Annotated in this window: 9 protein-coding genes; 7 read left to right on the plus strand and 2 right to left on the minus strand. The window is 71.7% G+C overall.

Translation table 11 applies throughout. The features are described from left to right. Positions 1-84: 84 nt before the first annotated feature. Together DVS28_RS13905 and DVS28_RS13910 are read left to right on the plus strand one after the other, a co-directional pair. Positions 85-645: a TetR/AcrR family transcriptional regulator gene (locus DVS28_RS13905; RefSeq protein ID WP_216826032.1), complete on the plus strand. Its 561-nt coding sequence runs from the start codon at positions 85-87 to the stop codon at positions 643-645. Further along, positions 635-1,258: an HAD family hydrolase gene (locus DVS28_RS13910; protein ID WP_164710526.1), complete on the plus strand. Its 624-nt coding sequence runs from the start codon at positions 635-637 to the stop codon at positions 1,256-1,258. Before DVS28_RS13905 ends, DVS28_RS13910 begins: the two co-directional genes overlap by 11 nt. A 20-nt stretch (positions 1,259-1,278) precedes the next feature. Here DVS28_RS13910 and DVS28_RS13915 read toward each other — a convergent pair whose 3' ends face one another. Further along, a complete protein-coding gene (locus DVS28_RS13915; RefSeq protein WP_114591985.1) occupies positions 1,279-1,638 on the minus strand; it encodes an arsenate reductase family protein in 360 nt (119 codons plus the stop codon). Between the two features lie 49 nt (positions 1,639-1,687). On the opposite strand from DVS28_RS13915, the gene DVS28_RS13920 reads away from it, so the two are divergent. The 3 genes from DVS28_RS13920 to DVS28_RS13930 all read left to right on the plus strand — a co-directional run bounded on the left by DVS28_RS13920 (position 1,688) and on the right by DVS28_RS13930 (position 5,760). Continuing rightward, positions 1,688-3,106, plus strand: a complete 1,419-nt coding sequence (locus tag DVS28_RS13920) for an amidase (RefSeq protein WP_164710527.1) — start codon at positions 1,688-1,690, stop codon at positions 3,104-3,106. Positions 3,107-3,125: 19 nt separating this feature from the next. Then, positions 3,126-4,934, plus strand: coding sequence for an NHL repeat-containing protein (locus DVS28_RS13925; protein ID WP_114591987.1), 1,809 nt, complete (start codon positions 3,126-3,128; stop codon positions 4,932-4,934). Positions 4,935-5,019: 85 nt separating this feature from the next. After that, positions 5,020-5,760, plus strand: coding sequence for an SDR family NAD(P)-dependent oxidoreductase (locus tag DVS28_RS13930; RefSeq protein ID WP_216826033.1), 741 nt, complete (start codon positions 5,020-5,022; stop codon positions 5,758-5,760). 56 nt (positions 5,761-5,816) lie between these two features. On the opposite strand, the gene DVS28_RS13935 is transcribed toward DVS28_RS13930, so the two are convergent. Continuing rightward, a complete protein-coding gene (locus DVS28_RS13935) occupies positions 5,817-10,448 on the minus strand; it encodes a glutamate synthase-related protein (RefSeq protein WP_114591989.1) in 4,632 nt (1,543 codons plus the stop codon). Between the two features lie 164 nt (positions 10,449-10,612). Between DVS28_RS13935 and DVS28_RS29980 the strand changes: the two genes are divergently transcribed. After that, positions 10,613-12,013 carry a transglycosylase family protein gene (locus DVS28_RS29980; protein WP_281273472.1) on the plus strand — a complete coding sequence of 467 codons (1,401 nt, stop codon included), beginning with the start codon at positions 10,613-10,615 and terminating at the stop codon, positions 12,011-12,013. A 51-nt stretch (positions 12,014-12,064) separates the two neighbouring features. Beyond that, positions 12,065-12,931 carry a polyphosphate kinase 2 family protein gene (locus DVS28_RS13945; protein ID WP_174236207.1) on the plus strand — a complete coding sequence of 289 codons (867 nt, stop codon included), beginning with the start codon at positions 12,065-12,067 and terminating at the stop codon, positions 12,929-12,931. Positions 12,932-12,944: the final 13 nt, after the last annotated feature.

Raw genomic sequence — 12,944 nt, forward strand, 5'->3', positions numbered from 1 at the left:
GTACGCTGCCCCTCGTGAGCCCGACGACCAGAACCGTGCACCGTGCCTGAATCCGACGTGACCCCCGTGCGAACCGGTCGCGGCATGGCCACGCGCCGTGCCCTCGTCAAGGCCGCCCTGGCGCTGTTCGAGGCCAAGGGGGTGGAGGGCACGTCGGTGGACGAGATCACCGCGGCCGCCACTGTCGCCAAGGGCACCTTCTACGTGCACTTCCAGCGCAAGCAGGACGTGCTGCTGGAGTGGGCTGCCGAGCTGATGGAGGACGTCGACACCGACACCCTTCCCGACGACGCCCCTGCGGCGCTGCAGCTGCTCGGCCAGCGGCTGGCCGAGCAGATGATGAACGGGCCCCGAGCCCTTCGCGGACGGATGGTCCGCGAGGTGGTCGGCAACTCCGCGGACTGGATGCGGGTGCTGGACGACCGGGCAACCCTGGGCGCCAAGATCATGCCGATCGTCGAGCGCGGTCAGGCCGCCGGGACGATCCGCGCCGACATGACGTCCCGTCGGCTGTCGATGGCCCTGACCAACCTGTGGCTGGACAACGTCGTCGGATGGGCCGAACGGCCCGATGCACGGCCGCTTCCCGACGCGCTGGACCTGGTCACCGAGCTGTTCCTGGGTGGAGCGGGCGTTGACCGCTGACCGCTGGGTCTGCCTCGACATCGGCGAGACGCTGATCGACGAGACCCGGGTGTGGTCGACGTGGGCGACCGTGCTGGGCGTGACCCCGTTGGTGTTGATGGCCACGATGGGTGTGGAGATCGCCGCCGGTCGGTCCTACGACACGGCGCTGACGCGGATCGACCCCTCCTGGCACGATCGGTTGGAGGAGAAGGACGCCGCCTACGGGGGGTTCCGTGCCGAGGACCTCTACCCCGACGCCCTCCCGGCCCTGGCGGCCTACCGTGACGCCGGCCTGGGGGTTGCCGTCATCGGCAACCAGCCGCCCAGCCGGACGGCGGAGCTGCGCGCGATCGGCGTCGCGCCCGATGTCATGGCCATGTCCGACGAACTCGGCGTCAGCAAGCCCGATCCGGCGTTCTTCGCCGCGGCGCTCGAGGCGATGGGTGGCGTGCCTGCCGACCGGGTCACCTACGTCGGCGACCGTGTGGACAACGACGTCGTGGCGGCATCGGCAGCCGGCCTGCGCACCGTGCACCTGCGCCGCGGCCCGTGGGGGCTGCTGGGTCCGCAGGCCGACGGCCGCGCCGATGGGGTCGTCGATGGCCTGCTGGAGGTCCTCGACCACCTCTGACCGCATGGGCTGGCGGGCGCTCAGCCCTTGATCGCCGTCACGAACCGGGCCCACGCCTCCGGGTCATCGCCCACCGCGAGGTCCTTGCCGCAGCGGACGAGCGGCAGGTTCAGCACCTCGGGTTCGCGGCACATGCGCTCGACCCAGTCGTCGGGGCCGGCGGAGAAGTAGCGAAGGCCACCCTCGGTGTAGGTCTTCGACGTCTTGTCGAGGACCGCATCGACCCCGAACTTCTGCACCCACTTCTTCAGCTCGCCCGGTGACGGGGGCTTCTGGCGCACGTCGACGGCGTGGAACTTCAGGCCACGTTCCTTGAAGAAGCGTTCGGCCTTGCGGCCCACCTTGTGCTTGGGGCTGGTGAACATCTGCAGGTCGCTCATGGGCCGCCGATCCTAACCGGCCGCCGGGATGCCTCTACGCTGCGCGCCCATGCGCCCTGCCGACCTGTCCGTGCCCGAGCTGGCAGCCGCCATCGCCGGGCGGTCGGTCTCGGCCCGCGAAGCCGTGCTCGACACGCTGGCGGCCATTGACGCCCACGACGACGTCCTCAACGCCGTGGTGGCGACCGACCACGAGGGCGCGCTGGCAACCGCCGACGCCATCGACCAGCAGGTCGTCGAGGGTGCCCCGCTGCCGCCGTACGCCGGTGTCCCGATGCTGGTGAAGGACCTCTCCAACGCCCGCGGGCTGCCGACGACGTTCGGCACGTCGTCGATGGCCGCGTTCCAGCCGCCCTTCGACGACCACACCGTCACCCGGATGCGCGACGCGGGCTTCGTCGTGGTCGGCAAGACCAACGTGCCCGAGCTCGGCAGCCTGCCGTGGACCGAATCGACCCTGCACGGCCCGGCACGCAACCCGTGGGCACCCGACCGGACTCCCGGGGGTTCCAGCGGTGGGGCGGCTGCTGCGGTCGCCGCCGGGTACCTCGCCGCCGCCCACGGGTCCGACGGTGGGGGCTCCCTCCGCATCCCGGCGGCCTGCTGCGGCGTCGTCGGCCTCAAGCCCTCCCGCGGCCGCGTCAGCCACGCACCGCTGTTCGGCGACCAGGTCATGGGGTACTCCACACAGGGCTCGATCGGCCGCCGGGTGGTCGACGCGGCCGCCCTGCTCGACGTGATCCAGGGGTACGCGCCCGGCGACCCCTACCACCTGCCGTCACCCTCCCGACCGTTCGTGGACGAGGTCGGCGCGGACCCGGGCCGGCTGCGGGTCGGCCTGCTCGACCGGGTGCCGTGGGCGCTGCCGGACGCCGACGTGGCGGACGCGGTGTCGTCAACGGCGGCCCGCCTGGAGTCGCTGGGCCACGTCGTCGAGCCCGTCCGGGTCGCCATCCCCTCCGACGTGCCCGAGCGGTTCACGCGGGTCTGGGCGGCCTCGCTGGCCGCCAACCCCATCCCCCACGACCTGCTCGAACCGCACAACCGCGCGTTCGCGGCGGCCGGGGAGGCCATGTCGGCCCCGGCGCTGCTGCGGGACTTCACGAGCCTGCAGCTGCTGGCCCGGTCGGTCGTGGCGGCCTTCGAGGCCCACGACGTCGTGCTTGCACCGGTGACCACACGGACGGCGCTGCGCGTCGGCGAGCTCGACGGCCTGTCCCACGCGGGCATGCTGGCCGAGATCGCCAGCTGGATCGGGATCTGTCCGCTGGTCAACGTGACCGGCCAGCCAGCGATCTCCCTGCCGGTCCACCGGGACGATGTGGGCGTCCCGGTGGGCGTGCAGCTGATCGGCCGCCCGGCCGACGAGGCGACGCTCGTCCGGCTGTCCGCGCAGCTCGAGCAGGTGATCGGCTGGCCCGACCACCGTCCGGACCCCGACCGATGGGTCCTCCCCGAGGTCCCCTGACCGGCATAGGCTGCGCGACGTGCCGCTGATCTCCGAAGGCAACGCCGCGCCGGGGTTCCCCCTCTCGGGTGCCGCCCTGCGCGGTGACGAGCTCGTGCTCGTCAGCCGCAACCTCAATCCTGTCCGCTACGCCGTGATCGACGTCGACACCTGGACGCTGACACGAACCGAGACACTCGCGCGGGGCGACGGTGCCTGGGGCACGACGGCCGCACCCGACGGGGTCTGGATGGGGCTGTTCGGCGCACGGGGACAGGGCAACGTCCTGCGCATGACGACCGGGGCACCACAGGGCCGGGCGCTGCTTGACACCCAGTACATCTGGGACCTCGCCAGCGACGACAGCGACCTGATGTTCGGCGTGGCGACCAACCCGTCATTGGTGTTCAGCCTGCGGCGGAGCACCGCCCGGGCATCCGACCTCGGCGTGGTCACGAGCTCCGCCCAGCGCCCTCGCACCTGCGCCGTCGTGGGCCAGCGGGTCCTGTTCGCCGGCGCCCAGTCGGGGAAGGCGTGGATGCGCCACACCGATCGGTCCGGTCGTGACGGCCGCACCGTCGTGCCCCCCACGATCGCCCAGGACGACATCGTCTACTGCTCGGCGGTCCTGTCCGACGGACGGGTCGCCGTCGGGACCGGCGGTGACGGGTTGGCCACCCCGGCCGTCGCCGTGTTCGACCTCGACGATCCGGGCGGCGCCATGGTGATCCGCCTGCCCCGCGAGTCGCTGGTGGACACCGTCGCGGTGGAGGGGACGACGGTGTGGGCAACGGCAAGGCCATCCGGCGCGCTGTACCGCATCGACGCCTCGACCGGTGACCTGCGACGGGTGGCGGTGCCCGTCCCCATGTCGGAGACCCGCGAGCTGTTCCTCCGCGGCACCTTGGTCATCGGCGCGTCCGCCGACGGCAGCGTGTGGACCTTTGATCGAGGCGACGACACCGTCCAACGACGCACCCCGACCGACCTGGGGCTCGTCAGCCGTGCCCAGAAGCCGCAGTCGGTCCTGGCCACCGACACCCACACCGACGTCGGGGGGTCGTTCTCGATCACCCGCCACGACCGGTCGTCCAGCGTCGCAACCACCCGGTTCGTGCCCGGGGAGCCGAAGGCGATGGTCGACGTCCACGGCACCACCTTCATGGCGATCTATCCGATCGCCGAGATCTGGTCCTGGGCGCCCTCGGAGGATCACCCGCGCCGGGTGACCCAGCTGCCCAACGACCAGCTGCGTCCCATCGACCTGGTGTACGCCGACCGGATCGACGCCCTCGCCGTTTCCACCACCGACGACCGCGACCACAGCGCCGTGCACACCATCGACCCGGTCACCGGTCGGGTCGACACGATGTTCGACCCGCTGGGGCTGGGTCAGACCGCGTCCGGGCTGCACATCAGCGGCACCACGCTCTACGTCGGTGGGTCCAGCAACGAACCGGACGTCGCCGCGTTCGACATCCTCTCCGGACGCAAGCTGTGGCAGGTGGCCAACGTCGCCCCGGGCGGCAGCTTCGTGCTGGGGCTGGCGGCCGTCGGCAACACCCTCGTGGTGTCGACGGCGACCGGGTGGCTGGCCCGCATCGACCTGCGCACCAGGCAGGTCGTGCAGCGGCGCCGGTTCGCCGACGAAGCCGGTCGGATGCGGCTGGCGGGCGGTCGGGTGCTGCTGGTCAACGCCGATGTGCTGGTCGAGGTCAGCCCGACCACGCTGGCCACGACGGTGCGGGAGGGCAACCTCGACGCAGAGGTGTGGGGCTGGCCACCGCTGGACGTCGACCGGAACGGCCGTGCCTGGCTGATCCGCGGACGCGAGCTGGTCCACACCTGACCGGGTAGGGTCCGCCCCTCCCCTGCCCCGGTCCCGCTGATCGGGGGCGCCGCCGACAGATCCGCCGACAGAGAGGCCCATCTCCGTGCTCGTCGACTCCCACGTGCTGGTCACCGGCGCGACAAGCGGCATCGGCCGCTCCTGCGCCATCGCGTTCGCCGAGGCCGGCGCACGGCTGACGATCACCGGTCGTCGCGCCGACCGCCTGGCGGAGCTTGCCGACGAGCTGCCCGGTGAGGTCACGACGTTGACCTTCGACGTGCGGGATCGCGACGCCACCCGCGCGGCGCTGGCCGAGGTCCCCTCCCCCGACGTCCTGGTCAACAACGCCGGGCTCGCCGCAGGGTTCGAGCCGATCCAGGACGGCGACGAGGCCGACTGGGACGCGATGCTGGACACTAACGTCAAGGGCCTGCTGACCGTCAGCCGGACGTTGCTGCCCGGCATGATCGCCCGTGGGAACGGTCACGTGATCAACATCGGGTCCACCGCCGGGCACGAGGCCTACCCCAACGGGGCGGTCTACTGCGCCACCAAGCATGCGGTCGGCGCGATCACCAAGTCGATGCGCATGGACCTGCTGGGCACCGGGGTCCGGGTGTCGACGGTCGACCCCGGCCTGGTGGAGACCGAGTTCTCCGTCGTGCGGTTCCACGGCGACGCCGACCGTGCCGCGCGCGTGTACGAGGGGCTGGACCCGCTGACCCCCGACGACATCGCCGAGACGGTGGTCTGGGTCGCCGACCGACCCCGCCACGTCCAGGTCGCCGAGGTCATCATCACCCCGACCGACCAGGCCTCGGCGACGATGGTCCACCGCCGCTGAACACGGCGACGCCCGGCCGCGCAGGTGGCGGGCCGGGCGTCGACTGACAGTGCCGGTCAGGCGGGGGCGCCGACCGAGCCCTCGTTGGCGGCCTCGAACTTGGCCAGCTCCGACTTCGGGGCGATGCGCCAGAAGCCGCGCCAGGCGTCGTCCCAGTTCTCCAGCAGCTCGGTGCCACGACGGGACTCCGTCAGGGCCACGTGCCGCTGGATCATCTCCCGGACCTGGTCCAGCTGCGCGGTGTCCAGCCGTCGGGCCTCGACCAACGCGGAGTTGATGCGGGCGAGGATCCAGCTGGAGTCGTCGTGCACGTAGCACTCGCCACCGGTCATGCCGGCGCCGAGGTTGAACCCGGTCTGGCCGAGGATCACCACGGTGCCGCCGGTCATGTACTCACAGGCGTGCTCGCCGGTGCCCTCGACCACGGCGTTGGCGCCGGAGTTGCGGACACCGAACCGTTCGCCGACTCGTCCGGCGATGAATAGCTCGCCACCGGTCGCGCCGTACAGCAGCGTGTTGCCGGCCAGCACCGGGGTGCTGCCGCCGCTGTGCACGACGTCGTCGGCCGGCGGACGGACGACGATCGTGCCGCCGCCCATGCCCTTGCCCACGTAGTCGTTGGCCTCGCCGGTGAGGATGAACTCCGCACCGTCGGACAGGAACGCGCCGAAGGACTGGCCGGCCTCGCCGTCGAAGCGGACCGTCACCTTGCCCTCGGGTGCCCGGTCGCCGAACTCCAGGCCGAGCGCGCCGCCGAGGCGGGCCCCGACGGTGCGTTCGGCGTTGCGGATGTCGTAGCGCAGGCTCAGCAGCCCGCCCTCCCACAGGGTGGAGAAGGCGTCCTCGAAGACCCGGTCGCCCAGCTGCCCACGGGGGGCCTGGATCGGGAGGGTCTCCACGTAGTGCAGGGCATCCGGCTCGCCACCGAGGCTGGCGGCGATGTCGGCGTTGACCTCCGACCGGGCGTCGAACAACAACGGCGACGGGTCGAGCAGGCCCGACCGGTCGTCCTCGTCGAACGTGCGGGCCGTCAGCAGGTCGACCCGCCCGATGGCCTCGTCGAGGGAGCGCAGGCCCAGGGCGGCAAGGCCACGACGGACCTCCTCGGCGACGAACAACATGAACGTCGCGACCATCTCGGGGGTGCCCTTGTACTTCTCGCGCAGGTCCACACGCTGGGTGGCCACGCCCACGGGGCAGGTGTCGCGGTGGCAGGCGCGGACCATGATGCAGCCCTCGGCCAGCAGCGCGGCCGTGCCGAAGCCGAACTCGTCACCACCGAGGAGCGCCGCCATCAGGACATCGCGGCCGGTCTTGAAGCCGCCGTCGACCTGCAGGCGAACGCGCGAGCGCAGCGAGTTGCGGACCAGCGTCTGCTGGGTCTCGGCGAGGCCGAGCTCCCAAGCCATGCCGGCGTGCTTGATCGACGACAACGGCGAGGCGCCGGTGCCGCCGTCGCCACCGGAGATCTGGACCGCGTCGGCGAGGCCCTTGACCACGCCGGCGGCGACCGTGCCGACCCCCGCGGAGGACACCAGCTTCACGCTGACGCCCGCATGCGGGTTGATCTGCTTGAGGTCGTAGATCAGCTGGGCGAGGTCCTCGATGGAGTAGATGTCGTGGTGCGGCGGCGGGCTGATCAGCGCTACACCCGGCTGGGTGTGCCGCAGCCGTGCGATCAGGCTCGACACCTTGTGGCTGGGCAGCTGGCCGCCTTCGCCGGGCTTGGAGCCCTGCGCCATCTTGATCTGCAGCTCGTCGGCGAAGGCGAGGTAGCGCGGCGTGACGCCGAAGCGTCCCGAGGCGACCTGCTTGGCCTTGGAGTTGCGGTCGTGGGCGGTGCCACGGGTCGCGAAGCGCGCCGGATCCTCACCGCCCTCACCACAGTTGGAGAAGCCGCCGATCATATTCATCGCCATGGCCAGCGTCTCGTGGGACTCCGGCGAGAGCGCCCCGAGCGACATCGCCCCGGTGAAGAACCGCTGTGTGATCGAGGTGGCCGGTTCGACCTCCTCCAGCGGGATCGGTTCGGCGGCCTCGACGAAGTCCAGCAGGTCGCGCGGTTCGGTGGCCGGCCGGTCGTTCACCAGGTCCGCGTAGGTCTGGTAGGTCTCCCACCGACCCTGCTTGGTGGCGTGGTTCAGCAGGTGCGCGGCCCGCAGCTCGGCCACGAGGTGCTCGGGTTCGGGTGCGATGGCGCCGTTGCCGTTGCCCGACGGGTCGGGCAGGTCCAGCGGGTCGCCCTCCAGCCCGACGGTGCGGTGCAGGGCGCCGACCACGTCGGGGTTGGTGGCGTGGTACTCCCCGCCCTTCTTGTACTTGTAGTGGCCATGGGAGGGCAGCTTCGGGTTCGGATAGGCGTCGGCGTGCCGGGCGAGCACGTCGCTGGCCAGCTGCTCGAAGCCCACCCCGCCGAGCGCGGACGGCGTCCCGGTGAGGCAGGTGTCCACGACCTCCCTGGCCAGGCCCGCGCCCTCGAAGATCTGGGCGGACCGGTAGCTGTCGAGGGTGGAGATCCCCATCTTCGACATGATCTTGAGCACGCCCTCCTCGGCAGCGCGCTTCAGGTTGGCCTGCACCTCACCGGCGGAGGGGTTGTCACGGCCGATGCGACCGTCGTCGGCCAGCTTGGTCATCGACTCCAGCGACAGGCGCGGACAGATGACGTCGGCGCCGTAGCCGAGCAGGCAGGCGAAGCTGTGGGTGTCGCGGGCATCGTCGGTCTCGGCGATCAGCGACACGCGGGTGCGCAGCTGCTCGGCGACCAGCCGGTGGTGGATGGCGCCGATCGCCAGGACCATCGGCACAGGGGCACGTTCGTCGCTGACCGAACGGTCCGAGGCGATGAGCACCTGCGCACCGTCGCGGACCGCGGCTGCGGCCTCCAGCCCGATCTCGACGAGGCGTTCGGCCATGCCCTCGGCCCCGTCGGCCACCGGCCAGGTGGTGTCCAGGCCGTGCACGTCGAAGCTGATGTCGGGGTCCAGGACCAGCTGCTGCAGGCCCTGCGGGTACATCACGAAGCTCTCGAGCTCCAGCAGGTGGGCAGCCGCCGCCTCTTCCTTCAGGATCGGCGAACGGGGTCCGAGCAGGGTCCGCAGCGACATGACCGCCGCCTCGCGGATCGGGTCGATGGGCGGGTTGGTGACCTGCGCGAAGCGCTGCTTGAGGTACTGGTAGACCGTCCGGGTCCGCCCGGCGAAGATCGACATCTGGGTGTCGTCACCCATGGAGGAGATGGGCTCCTTGCCCGACGTCGCCATGGGGCGGAGGATCGTGATCTCCTCCTCCTTGGTGTAGCCGGCGACGACCTGGCGGGCGCCGAGATCCTCGGGGGCGGCGTCGACCGGCAGGCCGGGGCCCACGGGCGTCATGTGGGCGCGCAGCCACTCGCCGTAGGGCTTGCGGCGGGCGAGGTCGGCCTTGACCTGGTCGTTCTCGAGGACCCCCCCGAGGGCGGGGTCGACGACCAGCATCTGGCCGGGGCCGAGGCGGTCCCGTCGGACCGAACCGTGGCCCTTGATGCGGACCGCGCCGACCTCGGAGGACACGACGACGAAGCCGTCGTCGCAGATGGAGTACCGCAGCGGACGCAGCCCGTTGCGGTCCAGGGCGGCGGCGAGGCGCAGCCCGTCGGTGAAGACCAAGCCGGCCGGGCCGTCCCAGGGCTCGATGAGCGATGAGTGGTAGCGGTAGAAGTCGGTGACGCGGGGGTGCAGGTCACGGGCACCCTCCCACACCTGCGGGACCATCATGGCCACGGAGTGGGCGGCCGAGCGGCCACCGCGCACCAGCAGCTCCAGGACCTGGTCCAGCCGTGCGGAGTCCGAACCGGCCTCGTCGATGATGGGCTGCAGCAGGTCCTCGCCGGCGTCGCCGAGCTCGGCCCAGTCCGCACCGAGGTTGCCCACGCGGGCCCGCATGAGGTTGGTGTTGCCCTCGATGGTGTTGATCTCGCCGTTGTGGCAGAGGAAGCGGAACGGCTGCGCCCGGTCCCACGTCGGCATCGTGTTGGTGGAGTACCGCTGGTGGAAGATCGCGAACCAGCCGTCGACGTCGTTGCTGGCCAGGTCGGGGTAGAAGGCCGCCAGCTGGTCGGCGGCGGTCATGCCCTTGTAGGTGATGGTGCGCATCGACCAGGACGCGAAGTAGGCCTCGACGCCCTCGGCGTGGCAGGCGGTCTCGGCGGCCTTGCGGGCCAGGTAGCAGGCGCGCTCGGCGGCTTCGTCGTCGGTGCTGGCGTCCCGGGTGAAGATCGCCTGCTCGATGTGGGGGCGGGCGGCCCGGGCGATGTCCCCGAGGGCGGCATCGTCGGTGGGGACCTCGCGCCAGGCGACGAAGGTCAGCCCGAAACGGGCCAGGGCGTCCTCCACGGCCGTGCGGACCGTCTCGCGGGACGACTCGCCACGCTGGTCGTCACGACCGTCGAGGAAGCACATCGCGGCGCCGAGGCGGGTGTGGTCGGCCACCGCGGCGGCGGAGGCGAGGAACCGGGTCGGCAGCGGGATCAGCACGCCTGCGCCGTCACCGGAGCGGCCGTCGGCGGCCACCGCACCGCGGTGCATGACACCGGCCAGGCCGTCCAGCGCGTCGTCGATGATCTGTCGGCTGGCGGTGCCGCCGGCGTTGGCGACGAGGCCGATGCCACAGGCGTCGCGTTCGTACCGGGGGTCGTAAAGGCCAGTCATGTTCCTCCTCGAGGGTCGGACGGGGTCACGCGGACGGCAGGGCGGAGCCGAAAACAGGAAAACGGTGCCTGCCTGAATGGGCGAGCACCGTTGCTTGCGTTGACGGGCATCCTAGCTGGGGACGTGTGTGTCCACGCAATCGGCCACCGTTCCTCCCCCTCGCCGTGACCCAGACCCCCAACGACATCGCCGACCGACTCGCCCGCCGTGGGCGCGTCCGTGGTCTCGCGCCCGAAGCGCCGCTGGCCGACGTGGTCAAGAAGATGCCGAAGGCGCGTGCGGCCGGTCTGCTGCACGACGGGGCGGGCATGGACGCGGCCGCCATCGGCGAGGTCATGGGCTGCTCGGCGGCGCAGGTCCGCCGGCACGTGGCCAAGGCCAGGCTCGACGCGGCCGGTTCGGACGTGTCGCCCTGCAGCGACCAGCTCGACGGCCTGATGACCTTCGCCGCCGACGCCGTGGACCATGCGATGGGCTGCGAGGACTGCAAGGCTGCCCGCGAGGCCTTCCGCCAGGGCAAGGGGGAGCTGCGGGATGCGTGGCAGCGCGACGACGTCAAGCCGTCACGACCCTGGGAGCACGACGAGGCCACCGCCACCGAGTCGGCGGCACCCACCCACGGGACCCAACGATCCGGCCGTTCCTCCGGTGCAGCCGCGGGGGAATCCACGCCACCCCGCCTGCCCGAGCTCGACGACGAGCCCGACCCGCCGTCCCGCTGGCAGCAGGAGCCCCGCAGGCCCGCCGCCGACCGGCCCACCCCGGCGCCACGACCCGCGGCTCCTCGCCGCGGTGAGGCCCGACCGGACAGCACGTCCGAGCCTGCCCCTGCCCGCCGGGACGACGAGGACGACGACCGCCCGGCCATCCGCCCGATCCCGTTCCCCAACCGGGCCAAGAAGGAGACGCCGGACCCGGTTCCCACGCCACGGCGTCGCCGCCGGTTCCGTCCGTGGTCCAACACCCCGCTCGCCGCACTGGCCGCCAGCAGCCTCGCGACCGTCCTGATCGCTGCCGTGGCCGTGTCCGCCGGTGAGGGTGGGACCGAGGTCGCCGTGGACGAGCCCACGGAGGTCGTCACCACCGAGGTCGAACCGACCGAGCCGCCGGAGCCGACGGAGACACCGATCCCGGAACGGACCGTCGAGGTCGACCTGCCCCTGCACGCCGAGGCCCCGGCGGTGCTGCGCGTCCTGCCGCGCGACATCCACCGACCGGAACCCACACCGACGCCCACCCCGACGCCCACGCCGACCCCGACGCCGACCCCGATCCCCACGCCGACGCAGCCGCCGGCCCCGCCGGAGCCGACGCCGCCGGAGGAGTCCTTCGAGGTCTGGCTGCGCCTGGCCCAGTGCGAGTCCAGCGGCGACTGGTCGATCAACACCGGCAACGGGTTCTACGGCGGCCTGCAGTTCACCCTCGACTCGTGGCGGTTCGTCGGCGGCGAGGGCATGCCGCACGAGGCGTCCCGCGACGAGCAGATCCGCAGGGCCCAGCGGTTGCAGCGCCTGCAGGGCTGGGAGGCCTGGCCGGTCTGCGCACGCAAGCTCGGGCTCCGCTGATCCGGTCGGCGACCTCCCGTGGCTGCGCAGCGGGATGACATGATGCGCGGCATGGACGACACCACCGCGCCCCCCGACCTGACCGAGCTGGACCTCGACGACGTCGTGAAGGCGTTCCGCGTCGACCCCGGCGACGACCTGGACCTGTCGGACCACGACACGCGGGCGACGGTCGGCTGGGACGGGGACAAGGAGCAGGGCAAGGCCGCGGCGCTGGCCGCCAACGCACGGCTGGAGGCGCTGCAGGAGCTGCTGTACGCCGAGGGGAAGCGGCGGGTGCTGGTCGTCCTGCAGGCGATGGACACCGGCGGCAAGGACTCCACCATCCGCCACGTCTTCGACGGCGTGAACCCGCAGGGGGTGAAGGTCGCCTCGTTCAAGAAGCCCACGGAGGAGGAGCTGGCCCACGACTACCTGTGGCGGGCCCATGCCGTGGTCCCGGCCGACGGGCAGATCACGGTCTTCAACCGCTCCCACTACGAGGACGTGCTGGTGGTGCGCGTGCACGACCTCGTCCCCGAGGAGCGGTGGCGCAAGCGCTACGGCCACATCCGCGACTTCGAGCGGCTGCTGGCCGACGAGGGCACGACCATCGTCAAGATCTTCCTGCACATCTCCCCCGAGGAGCAGGCCGAGCGGCTGCAGGAACGGCTCGACAACCCCGAGAAGCACTGGAAGTTCGCCACCGGTGACCTGGCGGAGCGCAAGCGGTGGAAGGACTACATCGCGGCCTTCGAGGACGCCCTGTCGGAGACCTCCACCGACCACGCGCCGTGGTACGTGATCCCGGCGGACCGCAAGTGGTACCGCAACCTCGTCATCGCCAACATCCTGGTCGACGTGCTCGAGGGCCTGGACATGCAGTGGCCCCCGGAGGAGGAGGGGCTCGACGACGTGGTGATCCCACTCATCGACTGACGGGCAGGCCTGC

Source organism: Euzebya pacifica (assembly GCF_003344865.1).
In the GTDB taxonomy this organism is placed as follows: domain Bacteria; phylum Actinomycetota; class Nitriliruptoria; order Euzebyales; family Euzebyaceae; genus Euzebya; species Euzebya pacifica.

Excerpts from the sequence above, each read along its gene's own strand:
- DVS28_RS13905 (WP_216826032.1), top strand. The coding sequence starts at position 85 with ATGGCCACGCGCCGTGCCCTCGTCAAGGCCGCCCTGGCGCTGTTCGAG.
- DVS28_RS13915 (WP_114591985.1), bottom strand. The coding sequence starts at position 1,638 with ATGAGCGACCTGCAGATGTTCACCAGCCCCAAGCACAAGGTGGGCCGC.
- DVS28_RS13920 (WP_164710527.1), top strand. The coding sequence starts at position 1,688 with ATGCGCCCTGCCGACCTGTCCGTGCCCGAGCTGGCAGCCGCCATCGCC.
- DVS28_RS13935 (WP_114591989.1), bottom strand. The coding sequence starts at position 10,448 with ATGACTGGCCTTTACGACCCCCGGTACGAACGCGACGCCTGTGGCATC.
- DVS28_RS13945 (WP_174236207.1), top strand. The coding sequence starts at position 12,065 with ATGGACGACACCACCGCGCCCCCCGACCTGACCGAGCTGGACCTCGAC.